At 69.7% G+C, this 18,011-nt stretch carries 14 protein-coding genes and 4 pseudogenes; 10 read left to right on the top strand and 8 right to left on the bottom strand.

The window, feature by feature from the left end; translation table 11 throughout:
- Window positions 1–38: 38 nt before the first annotated feature.
- A complete protein-coding gene (locus tag ACZ4FV_RS44760) occupies window positions 39–749 on the top strand; it encodes a hypothetical protein (RefSeq protein ID WP_465326632.1) in 711 nt (236 codons plus the stop codon).
- Between the two features lie 1,553 nt (window positions 750–2,302).
- Here ACZ4FV_RS44760 and ACZ4FV_RS44755 read toward each other — a convergent pair.
- From ACZ4FV_RS44755 to ACZ4FV_RS44735, 5 genes are all read right to left on the bottom strand, one after another.
- Window positions 2,303–3,139: a helix-turn-helix transcriptional regulator gene (locus ACZ4FV_RS44755; protein WP_465326629.1), complete on the bottom strand. Its 837-nt coding sequence runs from the start codon at window positions 3,137–3,139 to the stop codon at window positions 2,303–2,305.
- A gap of 355 nt (window positions 3,140–3,494) precedes the next feature.
- A complete protein-coding gene (locus ACZ4FV_RS44750) occupies window positions 3,495–3,902 on the bottom strand; it encodes a hypothetical protein (protein WP_465326628.1) in 408 nt (135 codons plus the stop codon).
- Window positions 3,903–5,027: 1,125 nt separating this feature from the next.
- Entirely contained in the window at window positions 5,028–5,723 is a 696-nt protein-coding gene (locus ACZ4FV_RS44745) for a hypothetical protein (RefSeq protein WP_465326626.1), read from the bottom strand.
- Between the two features lie 282 nt (window positions 5,724–6,005).
- On the bottom strand, window positions 6,006–7,160 hold the full coding sequence (locus ACZ4FV_RS44740) for a NucA/NucB deoxyribonuclease domain-containing protein (RefSeq protein WP_465326624.1): 1,155 nt from the start codon (window positions 7,158–7,160) through the stop codon (window positions 6,006–6,008).
- A gap of 56 nt (window positions 7,161–7,216) precedes the next feature.
- Window positions 7,217–8,530 (bottom strand): hypothetical protein, encoded by a 1,314-nt coding sequence (locus ACZ4FV_RS44735; protein WP_465326622.1) that lies wholly within the window; start codon window positions 8,528–8,530, stop codon window positions 7,217–7,219.
- A 608-nt stretch (window positions 8,531–9,138) separates the two neighbouring features.
- Here ACZ4FV_RS44735 and ACZ4FV_RS44730 point away from each other — a divergent pair.
- Window positions 9,139–9,706, top strand: a pseudogene (locus ACZ4FV_RS44730) (transposase); the annotation flags it as partial.
- Window positions 9,707–9,996: 290 nt separating this feature from the next.
- Window positions 9,997–10,362, top strand: coding sequence for a hypothetical protein (locus ACZ4FV_RS44725; protein ID WP_465326620.1), 366 nt, complete (start codon window positions 9,997–9,999; stop codon window positions 10,360–10,362).
- Between the two features lie 474 nt (window positions 10,363–10,836).
- Here the strand turns inward: ACZ4FV_RS44725 and ACZ4FV_RS44720 are convergent, their stop codons facing one another.
- Together ACZ4FV_RS44720 and ACZ4FV_RS44715 are read right to left on the bottom strand one after the other, a co-directional pair.
- Complete coding sequence (locus tag ACZ4FV_RS44720; protein WP_465326618.1) at window positions 10,837–11,613, bottom strand: hypothetical protein; 777 nt, start codon at window positions 11,611–11,613, stop codon at window positions 10,837–10,839.
- A 395-nt stretch (window positions 11,614–12,008) separates the two neighbouring features.
- Window positions 12,009–12,599, bottom strand: coding sequence for a restriction endonuclease (locus ACZ4FV_RS44715; protein WP_465326616.1), 591 nt, complete (start codon window positions 12,597–12,599; stop codon window positions 12,009–12,011).
- Between the two features lie 170 nt (window positions 12,600–12,769).
- Here ACZ4FV_RS44715 and ACZ4FV_RS44710 point away from each other — a divergent pair.
- The 4 genes and pseudogenes from ACZ4FV_RS44710 to ACZ4FV_RS44695 all read left to right on the top strand — a co-directional run bounded on the left by ACZ4FV_RS44710 (window position 12,770) and on the right by ACZ4FV_RS44695 (window position 16,313).
- A protein-coding gene (locus ACZ4FV_RS44710) for an IS3 family transposase (RefSeq protein WP_465326614.1) occupies window positions 12,770–13,944 on the top strand; the annotation gives its coding sequence in 2 pieces (ribosomal slippage) (window positions 12,770–13,034 and window positions 13,034–13,944; 1,176 coding nt in all).
- 47 nt (window positions 13,945–13,991) lie between these two features.
- Entirely contained in the window at window positions 13,992–14,348 is a 357-nt protein-coding gene (locus tag ACZ4FV_RS44705; RefSeq protein WP_465326611.1) for a hypothetical protein, read from the top strand.
- 1,367 nt (window positions 14,349–15,715) lie between these two features.
- Window positions 15,716–15,891: pseudogene (locus ACZ4FV_RS44700) on the top strand (transposase); the annotation flags it as partial.
- A 107-nt stretch (window positions 15,892–15,998) separates the two neighbouring features.
- Complete coding sequence (locus ACZ4FV_RS44695) at window positions 15,999–16,313, top strand: DUF6191 domain-containing protein (RefSeq protein ID WP_465326609.1); 315 nt, start codon at window positions 15,999–16,001, stop codon at window positions 16,311–16,313.
- Here the strand turns inward: ACZ4FV_RS44695 and ACZ4FV_RS44690 are convergent.
- Window positions 16,223–16,456 (bottom strand): transposase, encoded by a 234-nt coding sequence (locus ACZ4FV_RS44690; RefSeq protein ID WP_465326607.1) that lies wholly within the window; start codon window positions 16,454–16,456, stop codon window positions 16,223–16,225. The two genes, ACZ4FV_RS44695 and ACZ4FV_RS44690, sit on opposite strands and share 91 nt — an antisense overlap.
- Window positions 16,457–16,616: 160 nt before the next feature.
- Here ACZ4FV_RS44690 and ACZ4FV_RS44685 point away from each other — a divergent pair.
- The 3 genes and pseudogenes from ACZ4FV_RS44685 to ACZ4FV_RS44675 form a co-directional block, all read left to right on the top strand.
- Window positions 16,617–17,126: pseudogene (locus tag ACZ4FV_RS44685) on the top strand (IS701 family transposase); the annotation flags it as partial.
- Window positions 17,120–17,665 (top strand): annotated as a pseudogene (locus ACZ4FV_RS44680) (transposase); the annotation flags it as partial. The pseudogenes ACZ4FV_RS44685 and ACZ4FV_RS44680, both read left to right, overlap by 7 nt.
- The gene (locus ACZ4FV_RS44675; RefSeq protein ID WP_465326605.1) at window positions 17,662–17,919 is read left to right on the top strand and encodes a hypothetical protein; all 258 of its coding nucleotides are present in this window, start codon (window positions 17,662–17,664) and stop codon (window positions 17,917–17,919) included. The pseudogene ACZ4FV_RS44680 and the gene ACZ4FV_RS44675, both read left to right, overlap by 4 nt.
- Window positions 17,920–18,011 lie beyond the last annotated feature (92 nt).

Below are 18,011 nucleotides of genomic sequence, written 5' to 3'. Positions count from 1 at the left end.
CTTCAGCGCCTGGGCAAACGACGCAAGGGAAGCACGCCGTGGCGGCCACCGAACCCGAGCGACCGCGCGAGGAGACCGACCGGCGGTACGCCTGGTACCACCTGTCCGCCGTCGACGAGTTCGCGCACGACGGGGACGACGATCCGCCGTGGCGGATCGCCGACGCCAGCCGACTCGACGACCTGGCGGCGGCGGCCGCCTACCTCGGGCAGACCCGCGAGGCGAGCAAGACGGACCTGCTCGCCGCGCTGCTCGTGGTCAAGCAGCTCCAGGCCGCCGAGCGCCGCTACCTCTCGCTCCGCAACGACGCCTCCGGACACGCCGACACGCAGCTCGACCGCGTCCACGCCCGCGACGAACGCGCCCAGGCCGCGCGGAACGCGAGTGGACCGACGCGAACACCGACCGCATCCGCGACCTGGCGGTGCGGCTCGCCGCCGTGCCCGACCCGCAGGCCCGCGCCGACCGGGCCAAACGCGTCCTGCAGGAACGCTCGAACCGCCGGACCTTCCCCCGCCCGGCGTTCCGGCCGGCCCGGTGGTGGGAACTCGGGGAGCTACGGTCGGCCGTACAACTCCAGGACCACGGCATCCATGTACTCGCGAGCCTGCACCACCAGCGATGCGCGCCCGCCCAGTGGACCGAACCCGCCTTCATCCAGATCTCGTCCGCGCGCCTGTGCTCCCATACGTTCCGCTCGTTCCTGCTCACCACCGTGCGCGGGGACCACCGCGACGACCACCCCATGATCGTGATCAACCCGGCCCCGCTGCCCTTTCCTGGTCCGATCGGCCCCGGCACTCGGCGGCATGCGCGTGAGGCGCCACCGGGCACGAGTGCCCTTGCTCGGTACTTCGTTCGGGAAGCTCCGTCTGTCCAAGACGGTCACGCAAAATCTTCGGCCGATCACACAATCGGCAACACGTTCTCGTTTCACCAGCCCGAATGCAGAGGGTATTCAAGCAATTGTCGAATCCGGCTTCCGGTCGCACCTGTTCACATACCGATCGCACACCGAACGACCGAACCAGTCCTCTCTTCGCCCGGAACCGACCGAACTCCGCTTCGTGAGGCGCGACGGCAGGCACACGGAGCGGAAGCCCACAACTGGCGCTTGACCACGCCGCCGCGCTGGTAGCACGCGGCGGAGTCCTTCGTCGCCCTACAGATGATGTTGAAGACCTGGTCGAGGCTGAACGACGCCAACGCATCGACCAACGAGGCGCGGGTTCCGTCGCCTTCGAGGACTACGAACACGTGGCGATCGAGGCTGTGCGGCGGGGCGACACCCCCGACATCACCGTGCCGCTGTACGTCCAACCCCCGCCTCGAGTCGAACACGCCCCGCCGTTGTCCGCAGTCAGTTGACCCGGGTCCCAAAGCCACACGAGAACTTCTCGCGATTTTCGACGGGCGGCTCTTCTGGTACCAACACGGAGGACCGACATGCCTATCAGGTCTACGGCGGCACCTGGACGCGGGTGGCGGAGAGGACCTTCACCTCGGTCGAGGCGTAGAAGATCGTGATGCAGCCGCCGACGAGGGCCTGGCGGTAGTCCCGCTCCGGATCGCCGACGAGCCGCGCCCGCAGGGGGCGTCGCCGATCCCGCCGATCTTCCGGTCGGACCGGGCCCGCACGTCCGGCCGTAACGAGGCGACCGCGACCCGCGCCTCGGTGGCGAACTGCACCCGGTAACCCACGGCGGTGGAACCCGCGCTCTCGTCCATCTCGGCGAACCCGGGGAAGTCAACCGCGCCGGAGTCGTTCGATCAGGGCCTCGCCCTCGTCGACCGCCTCCCTGCGGCAGCCTCCACCGGGCCGCGATCAACGGCACCTCCATCAACGGGGCCGCGTCGAACGCCACACACCGGTCCTCCGGCAACGACGGGCGGATACTCCCGATCGTCCCGGGCAGATCCACGAACTCGCCACCGATCCGGGTACGCACCATGCGCGCCCACCTCGCGGTGCCGGCAGTGGCGCACGACGGCGCGTGGGGGCTCGACCGCCGGAAACGGTCACCCGTCGCAGGTCGGACCCGGTGTAACCGTCCGATCGGCGCACAGCGAACAGCATGGGGACGCCGTCGCCGCGGCCGCATGGTCGGTCCCATGGCGCAGGCCGATCAGCAACGTCCACACCCGGATCTCGACCTCCAACGGGTCGGTCGGGAGCTCCGGAGCAAGGCCCGAGCGGAGGACGGGAGACGGAGGCCATTCGGTTCGCTGTCGGTCGGACCTTCGGCGTTCGAAGCCCCCGAGCACTTCCTCCCGAGTCGGACGGGAGCTCCTGCCGGAGCGTTCATCGGGGTCGCACTGCGGGCAGGTGGCACCCGACTCGATAACGTCTTGTAGACGGAGGACACACTGTGCCGCAGTGTGCGCAGGCACTCTCCCAGCCGTGCTCCGCTCCGGGGTAGGGCGCCTGCGGGATGAATCCCTGATCGCGCATCACCTTCTCGGCCCTGCGCGCTGCCAGGGCCCGGAGCATCTCGCCGGTCGGCGAATCCGAGACCGCCGGAACGACGGGACGCGTTGATCGAACAGGTGGGTGGGAGTGCCGGGGGCGGGGCCTCCGGTAACCCCGTCGGTTCGGGTTCTCGCGGGCTTCCTTCGCGTTGGCCCACGCCTCGCCCCAGGCCGGTAGGTCCGAGAGTCTCGCCCCGCACGCCGCCGCAAGGGCTTGGACGACCTTCTTGGTGGGGAACCGCATGCCCTGGAACAACTCGCCCAGCGTGCTGGGGGAGACGGTGGTCGTGCCGGAGGTGCCGATCCGGCGGGAGAGCACACGCAGCGACGGCTGCCCGGCGGACAGTCTGATCGTGTGCAGCGCGAGCAACAGGTCGTGTGCGTCGTGCACGTTCAACGGGTGCACGGTGTCCGGCCGCGTGTTCGCGGAGCGTGGATGGTTCGCGAGGTGGCGATGCCTGCGTGCGCGCCGGAGCAGGTCCGCTCCGCGCTTGTGGCTACCGCCGCAAACGCGCACGAACTCCGTGACCAACGGCTCGGAAAGCCCTTGTCCGCTCGCGGCCCGCGAGAACGAACTCGCGTTGAAGCGTTGTGACTTCTCGCCCATCTGACGGTAGGTCAGTCCGGCGCTCTCGCGCAGGCGCCGAAGCTCCCGCGCGAGAGCGATCACCGGACCACCCACCGGATCGAAGGGCCGTTCGGGGCGTCCCATCCCGGTGGACCCCGCTAACCGCGGGCGCCTCGAGGAGCACCGACGGCATTCAACCGGGACACCAATTCGACCGCGACCAGGCCTGCGGCGCCAGTTCCGGGGGCGAACAGCACCGCAGCGTCGACGCCGACATCGGGCCCGCCGCAGTCGTCGGTGTGGACAGCGTCTCGGGGCTCGGCGGGCGCGAAATCCGGCCGGGGGCCTCGGCGGCGGGGGTCGACGAGCTTCGGCAGGAGATGGGTGCACCGGCGAGGCGGCGAGCGTGCCGGGTGGACGGCGGCGCAAGGGAAAGTCGGCGGCACGTCTTCGGGGGTCAGGCGCGGGAGGCCACAACGATGCCTATCACCGCGAGCACGAAGGCGGCGATGAAGCCTGTCAGTTGCTTCTGGATGGAGTCGGTGGACAGGTCGGCTTGGGCGACGATGCTCCCGATCGCAACGCCGGACAGGCCGGCGGGTACAAAGAGGAGCTGGGCCAGGCGGCCGCCGTCCCCGTCGCCCTTCAGCAGCCACCATCCGTTGCGCAACATGGCCACGCCGAGCGCGACGACGAACGGGCAGAGCAGGGCGAGCCATCCCATCTCGCCGAAGTCGCTGATCCCCCACAGCATCCCGGCCGCCCCGGCGCCGCCGATGATCAGCCCGTACGTGAAACCGAGCACTCCCGCAGCCGTTTCGGTGCCGGAGCGGGGCTGCGGGGGACGACGGTACGGCTGCGGCATGGCGGAACCTCCGGTACAGAAAAGGCATTTGGCGGGCCCCGCAAGCTATCCGCCACCACCCGGCAACAACCGAGGGACTTGCCCCACGATTCTCGGGGGATTCTCCGATGGCGGGCGGCTGGGTCCGGTAGTTGTCGGGGGCGCGTGGTGATCTGTCGGATTCCGGTCGAGCCGTTCCTGTCGGTGGGCGAGCGCGGTCCGGCCCCTGACCTGCGGCGGCTGTTCAACGCCGTGATGTGGCCGTTCAGGGTCGGGTGCCCGTGGCGGGAGGGGATGATCGCCCCATGGTGAACAACACCGGGGCGGCGCCCCCGCCGAGGGACCGCCCACCGACCTGCAGGAGCCGCACGGTGATGCCATCCAGGGCCCTGCGGGCCTCGGTCCGGTCGTCGCGGGCGACGTGCACACCGCGCCCGCGCAGCCCGACCACGTCGCGGCGAACATCGTGGACACGGACTTCGGCGCGTTGATGAGGCCCTACCTTCTTTCACGGGTTGATGGAGCCATTCGTAGGGTTCTGTCTGCCGGGGGTGGCGGGTGTGGCTGTGATGAGGCTGCCGTGGATGTGGCTGAGGGAGCCTGGCCGCTCGGCACCCCGCGACGACTCGACCGCTGACACGAAAATGAAGTGTCGCCGCAGGTCAGGCTGTCTCGATGAGGTCGAAGCGGACGGTGAGTCCGAGGCTGTTGGCTTCGCGGGTCATGCGGCGGATTGCGCGTTCGGGGTTGCGTCGGGTGAAGCGGCCGGCGCCGGGTCCCGGTAGGGAACCCTTCGTGCAGGACGTGCCAGACGGCTGTGACGAGCTTGTGCATTGCGGCCACCAGCGCGCGTTGGCTGCCGCGGCGGGCGGCGATGCGGCGGTAGAGCACCGCGAGGTAGGACTCCTTGGCCCTGATCGCGGCCATGGCGGCGACGCCCAGGATCCGTTTGAGATGGCTGTTGCCGTGGCGGGTCCGCCCGGACCTGTTCACGCCGGCCGACTCGCCGCGCTGACGGCGTCGGCCAAGTCCTCCGCCTCGACCAGGCAGCGGGCGACGTGGTTGGTGGCGGGACCGGTGCCTGACGCATCAGGGCTTGGGCGTGGAGTTCGGGCCGGATCGGAACTCCGGCCGCACGCGAAAGACCTACCGTCCGCCTGGTGCGGACCCACGATAAGGAAGTGCCCGAGTCGGGATTCCAGCGTCCAGTGCTTGGCATCGGAATAGCGGGAGATGGCTCGGTATCCGGCACGGTCCATGGCCTCGATCATCAGCCTCCCGTCCGGGACGTCGTCGTACTTCGGGATGCGCAGCCATGGTTGCTTCTTGTGCTTGCGGAGTTCCTGGGGCGTGGGTTCGCGGGGGTTCTTGCGTGGTGCGCTCCGAGAACTTCCAGGAGTAGCCGTGCGTGCCGACGCGAATCACGACGCGATGTTTCGTCTCTCCTCGGACGAGGTCGCTCTCGGCGACGACTTCGTGGCCTCGCCGTTCGGCTTCGGTGATCACGGCGTGCGCGATTGTCAGCGCACGCTCGACCAGGTGTCTCGAGACGCGGACGGGAACGACATCGGGCCGCCCGCGTGAGTCGGCGACGGCGGTCTTCGACTGTCCCAGCGCCTTGCGGGTTCGAACCACCGGATGTCTGCCGTGCTTGAGGAAATACCGACCGTCCGGCGTGACGACCACGGCCTTGCCACCGGACGCGTAATCGCTCTTGCCCAGCCCGCGCTCCTCCAGCGCCCACACCACGTTCGACTCGTTCGGCGTCGACACGAAGGTTCCGCTCGCCTCGGCGGCGCGCTTCAACAGGGCCAACCGCTTGTCGTTCACCGTGTACTTCATCCAGCCGCCTCCGCGATGCCCGCCTCGACGCAACCAGTAGCTCCCAAACGCACCTTTCAGGGCGGTGGTTTCGGTTTTTCGCCGAAATCGGCGCATCCAAGGCGGACTCGGTCCTCACGCCCTTTTTCGAACATCGATGCGGGATCGAGCGCCGGATGGCGCCAACGCCCACCGAACATCTCGTCGTTCGCGAGCAGGGATGACGGCCGGCGGAGCCGGGGCTCGACCGCGCGAGCACAGTCCCTGGAAGGACCTGAGCCTTCGTGCACGATTGAGTTCCCGTCAGGGGACGACGGTGACGAGGAAGGCGTCGCCGTCGAGCATGCGGTGTTCGCCGTAGAAGGTGCTGCCCAGGCGGCTGCCCACGCGTTGGTTGTCGTCGCGGTCGATCAGGCGGGCGGAGAAGTGCCCGCCGCTGAGCGAGGCGCCCTCCTTGGTCGCGGCGAACGGGTACTCGTCGCAGTCCAGGCGTTGCCCGGCCCAGTCGCCCCACACCTCGGTGCACACCTTCCCGGATGCCGCGCGGTTCTGTTCCTGGAGGGCGGGGTCGATCAGGCGGTGGAGTTCGGCGGGGACGTTCTTGCCGACGGTCGGGGGGAACGTCTTGACGGGGTGGCGCAGGGCGTCGTCGATGTGGCGGGCGCTCTCGTCCTCGTCCGGGTTGCCCAGGCTCACCGCGAACGTGGGTTTGTGGTCGGGGAAGACGGTGCCGCGGGTCTTGCCGGCGACGCGCCCGGCGGAGTCGAACCGCACCCGGAACGCGGCGCTGCGTTCGTCGACGTAGGGGTCGGCGCCGGGTGGGCCGGTGACCTCGAACCGCACCAGCATCGTGGCGAACAGTTTCTTGAAGGGTGTGGTGACCGCGCCGTCGGGCGAGGTGTAGGTCAGGACGGTCTGCGGGCGGGCGTCCCACGCGCCCCACAGGTCGGTGCGGTCCTGGTCGGCGGGGCGGACGATGTCTGCGCCGCCGCCGTCGGAGACGGTGGCGCTGTAGCTCACGCGGATCGGCCACGTGCGGGCATCCTGCCCGGGCACGGTCGAGGCCTCGATGTTCTCCAGGCTGGAGACGAAGTCCACCCGTCGGTCGCCGTCGTAGGCGAAGCCGAGTTGCCACTCGTCGAACCACATCGTGCCCAGCCGCTTCGGCGGCCGGTCCTTCGTCGCCAACACCACCTCCCGCCGCCGATGCACACACACCTCGAACCTGCTCCTCACCCACCCCGTCGCCGACGCCGCCTCGGCGGGATGCAGCGCACACTCCTGGCGCAGGTCCGCCGCCAGAGCCGCCCGCGCCGCCGGCCCGATCCCGGCCGGGCCCGCGCCGGCGGAGGGCGTGGTGTCGGCGGGGGCTGCGGCCAGGGTGAGCAGGGCCGCGACCACCGGGATCAGGACGCGGCGCAGCGCACGGTGGCGCGGCCGCGGGCGGGGTGGTGTCACGCGTGACCTCCGGGAATCGCGGTCGTGGACGCGGAGTGAGGTGGGTGCGGTTTGGGTCATGGGGCACAGCCCGTGCCGAGGCAGGCGTGGGCGAGGGCGCCGGTGCGGGCGTCGAAAGTGAGGCGGTACCCGGTGTGTTCGCGTCGGTCACCGGTGAACGCGCGCATGCGCCCCGTCGGGGAAGTCACCACCCACACGGGGCGCTGCCCCGCTGCGCCCGGGCCCTCGGTCGTGCCCGGTGGGAGGATCGCGGCGTGGGCACGGGCGTCGGGGTCCGTGCCCGTGCGCAGCCGGGCGGTGGCGGCCAAGGCTTGGTCGGTGGTGTCGATCGCGCGGTCGGATCGGGTGGCTTCGTCGGTCGTGGCTTCGGGGGTGGCGTTGCAGGACAGGCCGGCGTCGATGCAGGCACGCAGGCCCGGGACGCGGTCGAGGCAGGTGTCGGGTTCGGTGTTCGCGCAGGCGTGCAGGGCGCGTTGGTCGACGCCGTTGAGCGTCGCGACCGCGGGCGCGGGCGAACCGGTGGCGGGCTGTGCGGGGTTCGGGCTGCGGGTGGTGGTGCGTGGGGCGGGGGTGACGACGTCCTTGGCCACGTCCCAGGACACCAGTTGGTCGCCGGTGGTGTTCAGTGTCGTGGTGAAGCGGAAGCAGTAGGCGGGGTCGGCGCCGGGTTCGCAGTTCCCGGCCGGGGCGCGGACGCTGAGGTGTGTGGTGGGGTGGCGCAGGAACTGGCCGTTGCCGTTGAGGTAGCGGGTCCGGTCCTGCGTCTGTGGGAACGAGCTTTGTGCGTATTCGGCGGGCAGGTCCCAGCCGGTGACGGTGTGCCGGGCGAACGGCGCGCCCTGCCCGGACGTCTCCCCCACCGGATTGAAGTCGTAATGCACGCGCCAGGCGGCGCAGCCCGAGCAGGTGGGGACGGCCATCCAGCTGTGGAAGCGGTTGTCCGCGACATTGTGTTCGGGGCCGATCGCGTGGAACTCGTAGTTCTCGCCGTGGTTGGCCCAGAACGGCTGATAGCGGGTGCCGCCCGGGTCGTTGCGGGCGCGCAGGCCCATCTCGAACGAGCGGCCGAGGTCGTCTGCGGTGAACATGCGGGTGCTGTTGTACGCCTCCCCCGCCGGATCCGAACCCGGGCCGTACGCCACCGGTCGGTACACGAACGTGAGGAAGGCGCCGTACATGTTCTCCGCCGGATCCGCACACACCTGCGCCACCGCGTCCCGGGGCTCGTCCGCACACACCGACAGCGCCGACACTCGTGTGGGCGCGGGCGGTTGCGCCTGCACCGGGCCGCCCGGCAGGAGTGACAGCGACGCCGTCACCACAACCGCAGCCGCCAGGGCCATCCGGCGCCTGCCCCGATCCGATGCCACCCGGCTTCCCCTTTCCCTCGTCGAGCGGTCTGCCCCGACACCGGGACCACCGAGCCCAGAATCATCCAACCGGTCGGAAAAATGGGACGATCCGCACCCGAAATCATCCGAACGGTCGCCGCGAATGGACCTCCCGCACCCGTCCCGTCACGAACACGGGCACGGGCACCGGCACCGGCACCGGCACCGGCACCGGCGAGAGGACCTTCTTCGAAGACCACGAGCACGACACGGCCGCCGGCCGTAGCCACGATCGATCACCCTCTCCGGTCCCACCGTGCCCGACGCGGTACCGACACAGTCCCCGATGGCGTGAACTCGCCACCGGCACGGCACAACCTCGGCCGCCCCGTCACCCGAACCGACCAAAACCGGGCGAATACGCTCGGCGCCCGGCTCCTCGTCTCGCCGGGCTCGTCCGATCGTGCCCGGCCGAAGCTCCGATCGGCGTCGTCGGCGCCTCCTCGGGACTATCAAGGACTCGGTGTACACCCTGAGCAAAGGGAGTATGCGAAGACGGACGTGGCGATTACGACGACCGGGTCGAGTGTGGTGGGGGCCGATTCGGAGCCGCCGGACCGGCGACCGGGCAGGGCGTGGACACTACGTTGACGGCCGCGGTGGCCGAGCTCGCGGAGAAGGCGGCCGAGCGGGCCAGGGCCGGCGGGGTGCGCCTGCTCGGCGAAGGCGGCCTGTTGCAGGCACTCGTGAAGCACCTGATGGAGGACGCGCTCCACGCGGAGATGGACGAGCATCTCGCCGACGAGCAGGCCCCGGGCGAGCGGGGCGAGCGTCCGTCGGGGCGGGAACGCCCGCAACGGCACCCGCCGCAAGACGGTGAACACCGAGGTCGGACCGATCACCCGTGACATCCCGCGGGATCGGGCGGGGATGTTCCGTCCGGGTCTGGTCCCCGTCCACGCCCGTCGGACCAGGGCGTTGGACGACATGGTGATCTGGTTGACCGCGAAGGGTCTCACCGGCGGCGAGATCGTCGCGCACCTGGCCGAGGTCTACGACATCTCCACCTCGAAGGAGACCGTCTCCACCATCACCGACCAGGTGTTGGGCGGAATGAACGAGTGGCGCATCCGCCCGCTCGACCCGGTCTACCCGGTGGTCTTCGTGGACGCGGGGCAGCCTCGCGCATGGCATCGCGATGGCTCTGCTAGTCACTGGTATCAAAAGATAGCTATGGTGGTGGGCATGAGTAAGCAAACGAACATCCGGCTGGACGAGGCCGTCAAGGCCGCCGCCGAGGAGCGGGCCAAGCGCCGTGGCCTGAGCCTGCAGGGATACGTGGCCGATCTGATCGAGCAGGACGTGAACGAGTCACGAGCCGCGTTCATGGCCGGCGCAGCGACCTTCCTGGCCGCGTACGCCGACCGGTTCGAGACGGAGTTCGGCGACGATCGCTATCCGGGTCTCCCGGCGGAGTCGGCGCGGACCGCGCCGCGGGACGCCGCGTGAACCTGCGGATCGACCTCGCCTGGATCCTGGCGGTCGCCCAGCAGATCCCCGGGGACCCCCAGGTCGTCGACTACGGCGTGCCGATCGCGGCCGACGCACGACACCGCGCGGAGATCCTCGACCACGAGGTCTACCCCGAGCCCCACCACAAAGCCGCCGCGCTGATGTGCGAACTCGCCCGGAACCCGAGCCTCGAGACGAGGAACCTGCTGTTCGCGGCCACCGTCACCGCGGCCTACCTCGCCGCGTGCGGCCTCCCGGTGAGCCCGGGCCTGGACACCGTCCTCCCCTTGGCCCACGCGGCACGCGAAGGCCTCCCGGTCCGCGAGGTCGCCACCCAACTCAAAACCTGGACGAGCTGACCCACCCGCGGCGAACACCCGCCACCTCCGACGCACACCCTCCCGAACGAAGACCGCCACCAGCCGGACGGCGGTCAGGGCCGTCACGGGCCGACCTCGCGATCTTCGACGAAACCGGATGCCTCGGTCCCGCTCGCCGCCTCTGCGTTCATGCCCGGTCGGCCGGTGCACGGTGCGGCGCCCATACGGCGTTCGGACGGGGCGCCCAAGCCCGACGGCTCACGCCGCGCCGCCGGGCTTCTCGCGTGAGCGACTGCTCTGCCCTCGAACGCTTCCATGGCGGGCCCTGTTCGTCCGCAACGCGCGGGCGCCGTATACCGGTTCCGGGGCGAGTCACTCACCGGTGATCTCGCGGTGTGCCTCGGCGCGCAGGCGCACGACCGCGCTGCCCACGTCCCGGAGCTCCTGCAGGTGAATCACGTGGTTCCGGAGGCATGTCCGTCCTGCTCCGGCCGGGCCCGGGGCGGGAGCCTGCTACTCCGACGGTCGGTGACCCGTGAGTTCCTGCCACCGGTCACATGCTCCGCTCAGTTCGACGAGGGCCGCCTTCCGGCGGGGGTCGCTGCTCTGAAGGGCGAGAACCTGGGACAGATGCCGACGGGCCGCGTCCAGGGAAGCGGTGTCCTGCCGAGCCTCGGCCAGCTCTTCCCGTCTCTGTTCGAGCCAGGCGGGCAGGTGGGATCGGAAATCGTTCTCGTCCGCCACGGCATTCTGGATCTCCACCGCGAAGTCCCGTACCCGGTCCTCCTCGAAGAACTGCACGCTCTCCGCCTCGTCCGCCGTCGGCACGGGACGATGGGGATACTTCGCCCGGTACACCCTGCCATCGGGCCGAGTCAGGTAGATCGAATGGGTCTGCCGGCCGGACTCGAAACGGGCCTGAAGGCCGGCGAGCGGAATCGTCCCCGCGTCCGACGAGACCACCGCGTGCTCGTACAGGGCAAGTTCACCGACCCGCCCCGTCAGCCGCACGCCCAAGCCCGGATCGCGGAGATCCTCGACCGCCCGCTTCAGCGCGTCCACCCGTCGGTCGTACTCGGCGCTCTCCGCATCGACTCGCTCCCGTGCGGCCGCCTCCAGCTTGCCGGACTTCTTCTCCACCCCACGCAACTCCCGCCGCGCCCTGGCCAGATCCTCCCGATCGCCCGCATGACGCGCGCCGAAAGCGAAAGCCCACCCCCCGGGATACCTGCTCCGCCTCCACACCACGAAGGCCACACCGCCCAGCAGCACGAACACAACCGCGCGCACACCTTCCACCCCGCCCCTCCCCGATCGTCGTCCAACGCACCCGCTCTGTCATACCGCCCGAAATCCGACGACGTGAGCGAATCGGCCGAGAAGGCGGTCGCACGGGAACCCGCCGCAAGGCGCGGCCGACCAAAACCGGGGCCGCGTGACTTGCCGGCCATCGGCGTCGTCCTGTCGGCCGGGCGTCTCGAGCTGACCAACACCACCTTCCGAACTCCGCCGATCGGAGTTTGAAGCCTGCGTCCGCGATGACCGGGATCCGGTTCGCCTTCGACATCAGGGAACCCGGGTCGACTTGGCCGACGGCTTTCATGGCGTCGCTCTCCCGGTGCGCCGGCACCATCAATTCCTCGTCGACGGAGGCGGCCCACCGCTCGAGGCGTCAACGGTGGGCGTCAGCGCGTGGTCGGGGGCTTGGGGCGGGGTTTGCGGGTGGGGCCCTGGCCAAAGCCGTTGAGGCCGGCGATCGATTCGAGCGGGGTGCCCTTGTTCCACAGGCCGAAGAAGTCGCGGTGGATGGCCAGGATGCCGTTGGCGACAGCGAACTCGGTCGACTGTTTGGTGAACCCGGTGGTGGTCACGAAGACCGCGACGTCGGCCCCGAAGTGCGCCTTCGAGCCCAACAGATCACGCATCTCTCGCGGGGGGATCCGGCTCTTGGTGGTGTAGCGCTTGCACTGGATCACCGCTGTGCGGCCGTCGGGGAAGCGGCACAGCACGTCCGCTCCGTTGTCGCCGGCGCCGCCGACCCGGCGTACCTCGGTGAACCCGTCCCGGCGGCACAGCCCGGCGACCAGTTCCTCGAACTGCGCGCCGGTCATCGCATCGACCTCGTCGAGTGTCCGCAGACCGACGGCGACCGCGTCCGTCTGCCGCCAGCGCTGGTCCTCAGCCCGGACCCGCCGATGCGTGCGGCTCAGCACCCAAGCGCCGAAGGCCGCGCCACCGAGCACCAGGACCACCAACCCGTACAGCACACCAGCCATGTCGGTTCCCCCAACCGTCGAGCCGCTGCGAACCAGTGTGCTCACCCGACCGGGCCGCCGGCAGCGTTTCGCCCAATTCGACACCGGTCGACGGGCACACCCGCTTTCTCGACGTGAGGTGCTCTATTTCTTCCGGACAGTGACCCGCGTAGGGTTGTCGAGATTCGGAAATGAGAGAGAACGTGCCACCCAGATATCCGCAGAAGTTCAGGGACGAGGCGGTCCGCCTGGTGATCGAGGGCCCGCGCCCGATCGCGCGTGTCGCCACCGAGCTCGGGGTCAACGAAACGACGCTCAGGGGCTGGGTGAAGCAATATCGCCTCTCCCTCGAGGGCAACGCCGAATCCGACGACAGCCCGAAATCGGACCGCGAGCGGCAGATGGAACGCGAACTGAGGAAACTCCGAGAGGAGAACGCCTTCCTGAAAAAAGCGGCGGCCTTCTTCGCGCGCGAGCAGGAGTGAGCGCACGATACGCGCTCGTCGAGGCGGAGAAGGCCGAATTTCGGATCGCCGACATGTGCCGAGGGTTGGGAGTCTCCCGATCCGGATTCTACGAATGGCGTGGTCGCCCGGCCTCCGAGACCGCCGATCGACGAACACGCCTCAAAGCGATGATCCACGAGATCTTCACGGCGAACCACGAGACCTACGGATATCGCCGGATCCACGCCGTCCTGGCACGGTCGGGCGAGGCCGTCTCGCCCGAGTCGGTGCGGGCCCTGATGCGCGAACTCGGCCTGGTGGCCTGCCAACCACGCCCGTGGCGCCCGGTGACCACACTCGGCGACGGGTCCCACCCGCGGATCCCGGACCTGGTCGCGCGCGACTTCGGCGCCGACCGGGTCGGCGCCAAACTCGTCGGTGACATCACGTACATCCCCACCTGGGAAGGCTTTCTCTACCTGGCCACGGTCATCGACTGTCACAGCAAGGCGGTCGTGGGTTGGGCCATGGCGGATCACTTCAGGACGTCCCTGATATCGTCGGCGCTGGACATGGCCGCGGAGCGGATAAGCATCGAGCCGGATGCAGTTTTTCATTCCGATCGCGGCAGCAATTACACGTCCGAAGAGTTCGCGAAGTCGGTCGCCGGTCACGGGATGAGGCAGTCCGTCGGCCGCACCGGTGTTTGTTGGGACAATGCCATGGCGGAGTCATTCTTCGGGGCTTTGAAGAACGAATGGCTCCACCGCTACGTCTTCACCACGCACGCGAAAGCACGGGGTGAAGTCGTTCGATACATCGAGGGCTTCTACAACCGCCGACGCCTCCACTCCGGACTCGGCTATCGCACACCCCACGAAGTCCTGCACCCAGAGCGGGAATTGAACCTCGTGGCATAGAACAACAGCAATCAACCCGTCCGGAAAACGCGGGGCTCCTCAACGTCGTGCTCACCGACGACCTCCAGGACGACGACTACCGCGTGTGGGCGAGCGCCGTGGAGACCCTGCACGCCGTCCAGGAACACACCGCGGCGTCGTTTCCCGTCCCGGCACGGATGACCGGTCTCGATGTCCGCAACGTCCGGGACGCCCTGCGTCTGCTCGACGGCGAAGCCGTGACGGTGGGGGACGGGGACGTCCTGACGATCAAGGGTCTGCACCCGGCCGCGGGAGCCCTGGAGCGATTGACCGCGCCGGGGCGGTTCCAGGTCGCGGTGGTCCGGCAGGCGTTCGCGTACGACTTCGAGGGATGGCAACTCCCCCTGGGCCCTGCGCGGAGACGTGCGTGGTCGAGGGGCTGATCAACCCCGACGAGCTGCGCGAGGCCATCGCGTCGGGAGGCCCGACACGGTTGCGCCTTCGCCTGGCCCCGGACAGGAACTGCAGCGGCGGCTGCCGGCACACCTGCCGCCAGGCGCCGACCTGCCCACCGCCTCGGGCGTGTTGTACGTGCGGCCGTGGCCTGCGGAGGCAGGAGACGCGGTACCCGAACGAGTCTGACCGGGCAACCGCCCGGATCCGTCAATTGCACTCTGCTGCCGCGCTCCTGGTCGCGGACGAGGGCTACGTGCGCCTGGTGGCGTCGCGCTCCGACCGGCCCGGCGGGCGCTGTCTACCAGGACGAGCCCGAGGCCCGGCAGGTGCCCTCGATCTGCATCGCGACTGGCCCCGAAGGAACCCCGTAGGCCTGAAGGCGCCTTCGGCCCCGGCGCCGGCCCGCGACGGGAACGACGTCACGCCGATCCCGACGGCCTCCCGTGCGAAGGATGGCGGGCGCTCCGGAACCCCACACCCACTTCCACGCGCCGTCCCGCCCGCGGCACCACGCCGACCGTCCCGCGCAAACACGTCGAAACCATCGAACACGACGGCGAGACACACGGGGTCACGCTCGGGGTCGCCCATCGCCAATGCACGACAACGACGGGCCGCATACCCACCCGAACGACTCAACGCACTCTCCACACTCGACATGTGATGGACATGAATTCGGGGATTGCGGCCGGGTGGGGCTGGGGCCGTTGGCCGAGCGTGGTGTTCGCGTTCGGGGGTGATTCGCGTGCTCCGGTCGGGTGTTCGGCTCAGCGGCGGATCCGAGACCGGCCGGTGTGGTTGCTGGTTCGGTGGAGCGTGCAGCGCACCGCCCGCTTCGAACCCGCTCGGGTGCACCGCACCGCGTCGCACCTGCGTCGCGAGGCGGTGCGGTGCACGATGCGGTGCGTGCGGCTTCACACGGTGCGGTGCGCGTCCGCGTGATGGTGCGGGCGCGCGTACCGGAGTTCGGCTTCGTCATCCCGGGAGCAGGCGTGTGCCGCCGGTAACTGGGCGCCGACACCCTCGCGTTCATGGCCCTCCAGGCCTACAGCACCGGGCACCCCCGCGACGCCGGCAACCTCGTGCGCACCGCCCAGACCGCGGTGCGCGGGAACTGCACCCCGGGCCATCGACACCATGCTCGCCACCCGCCGCGCCCGCGCCCTGTCCAAGACCGGCGACGCCACCACGTGCTATCGCGAACTCAACCGCGCCGCCGACCTCGTCGGCGACGGGCCCGGCGAGGACGACCCGCCCTGGGCGTACTGGATCACGCGCCCGAAGATCCTCATGCTCACCGGGAGCTGCATGCCCGACCTGGCGACCCCGAACGGGCGCAGGAGTTGTTCACCGAGAGCACCGGCGCGGACACGGGACGCTCTACGCCGCGATCAACCACGGTCGGATGGATACGGAACGATTACGAAGGGCGTCGGCTCGTCTGCCGTGGCCCCGGGCTTCGGACAGGCCCTGGTACTCGCCGTCGACGTCTCGCCGTGGCTGCGGCCCGACGCCGACACCAGTCCCGAGATCAACATGAACGGACCGGGAACGGTACGCCCGCCCGGGCCACCATCGAGCGGGAGTCGCGGCAACTTCCGCCGGTGCTCGATCGTTGACGCCACATGTGGAGTCTGGTGACTGTGATCGTGTCGGGCCTGCTGGTGTCGCCGCTGTTCCTCGCCGTGGGAATGCGGCTCTATTGGCGGATGAAGCCAGGACGAGGCCCGGGGGACGGCGCATCATCCCGATCGCGCGCGTTTCGGGCCACGGGTACCGAGGAGATGCACGCGTTGCTCTCGCCCGGCAAGCGCGTCCAGCTCGAACAGCGAAGGGTCGAGCTGGTGTTGCGTGAGGACGATCAGGACGGGGCGCCGCAGCGTACCGGTATCGATCTGGACGCGGGCGTCGCACGGATCCGGCGAACCAACGCCGGGGGTCCTCGGCCCTGACACGTAGCTCGGCAGGTGCGAAGCGTCTCCGGATGCACATCGAGTTCTCGCGCGGTCTGCGCGACCGGCCGACGGGCGGACTTCAGCGCCAGTTGAACCGCTTCCTCGCGGAACTCGGGCGTGTACGAGCTGGGGCGTGCCATGTGCTGCTTTCCTCGATTCCTTACAGGACAACCCTATTGGGTACCTGTCCGGAACCTTCGTGGCACCTCACCTCGATCTGGGACGCGCTCCCTGGTGGGACGCCGGCCCCTCACCGGGAGTACGGAGTGGCCGCAACTGCGCCGCATGGCCTACCACTCGGCCCGCCCACGGCGACTGGGTTGGTGGGGTCCCGACGGCACCACCCGCCCGGTGGTCGCCACCACCGATCCGGCCACCCTGCCCGCACGGTCCACCTGGTACCCGGCCGGGATCGAGCAGAGCTACAAGCAGGTCGAGGACGAACTCGGATGGGCCGACTTCCAGGTCCGCTCCGACACCGCCATCCGCCGCCACCAGACCCTGGTCAACTGCGCGTTCTCCTTCTGCTGGGACGCCTGGTTCGCCCCGCCCCCGTCCGTGGACGCCGAGGAGTTGGAACCGCACCACCCAGAGAGGGGGAACTCCCACGTCCCACCAGCCCCGAACGGCCTCCTGGCCCCAAGCGATCCGGGCCGTCCGCGGCTGGTTGGCGCCCTGGACCACGCTGCAACGCTACTGGCGGGCATGGTCGACCAAGCCCCCGCCCACCGAACTCCAGACCCTGATCAACGCCCTCGGCACAGGAAGACCCATCGACCTCTACACCCCGGTCCAACAAACCACCGCTAGAGGACCCGACCCTGGTGGTCCTGGACACCCAGAGTGTCCACGCCGCCGCCGGGGTCCCCACCGCGACCACCGGCCTCGATCCGGCCAAGCGGGTGTCGGGCCGCAAACGCGGACTGGCCGTGGACGTCCTCGGCCTGGTGATCGCCGTGGTCGTCGTCGCCGCGAACACCCACGACAACGCCGCAGGCATCGCCCTGCTGGACCGGGTCGCCGAGCACACCGGCGGCACCGTCCGCACGGCGCTGGTGGACCAAGGCTTCAAGAACCGGGTCGTGGCGCACGGCGCCGGCCTGGGCATCGACGTCGAGATCGTCGAACGCAACCCGCAGCAGAAGGGGTTCGTCCCGCTGCCCAAGCGCTGGAGGGTCGAGCAGACCCACGCGATCCTGATACTGCACCGGCGCCTGGTCCGCGACTACGAGCACCACCCCGCCTCCTCCGCCTCCCGCGTCCACTGGGCGATGACCCACGTCATGGCCCGCCGCCTCACCGGCACGAACACCCCCACCTGGCGCGAACCGCAGGCGGTGGCAGCGTGAACATCGAGCCCCTGTTCGACGCACTCGGCCTCCAGGAGGACGCCGCCCGCGCACTCGCCGACGAACTACGCACCCAGATCACACACTTGCAGAGCCGGCTGAGGGGCGCCGAGACCCACCTCGAACACCTCGCGATCACCCGCAGGACCGTCACCGCCCTCGCCGACCGGATCCCCACACAGAGCGCCTCACCCGACCTGCCCGACCACCCGGACTACCCCCGCATCCTCAACGTCTGCAACGACGCCGACTGAGGTGCCCTTGATCTTCCGGACAGTGACCCGCGTAGGGTTGCAGTGAACCGGAAAGAGAAAGCACGTGCCGCCAAGATATACGCAGCAGTTCA

This window comes from Embleya sp. NPDC025285 (assembly GCF_055558835.1).
This window is presented reverse-complemented; position numbering and strand designations above follow the sequence as displayed.

What these genes read in the sequence shown, in the direction of transcription:
- ACZ4FV_RS44715 (WP_465326616.1), bottom strand. Translation starts at nt 12,599, where the DNA reads ATGGCTGGTGTGCTGTACGGGTTGGTGGTCCTGGTGCTCGGTGGCGCG.
- ACZ4FV_RS44745 (WP_465326626.1), bottom strand. Translation starts at nt 5,723, where the DNA reads ATGAAGTACACGGTGAACGACAAGCGGTTGGCCCTGTTGAAGCGCGCC.
- ACZ4FV_RS44750 (WP_465326628.1), bottom strand. Translation starts at nt 3,902, where the DNA reads ATGCCGCAGCCGTACCGTCGTCCCCCGCAGCCCCGCTCCGGCACCGAA.
- ACZ4FV_RS44690 (WP_465326607.1), bottom strand. Translation starts at nt 16,456, where the DNA reads ATGGCACGCCCCAGCTCGTACACGCCCGAGTTCCGCGAGGAAGCGGTT.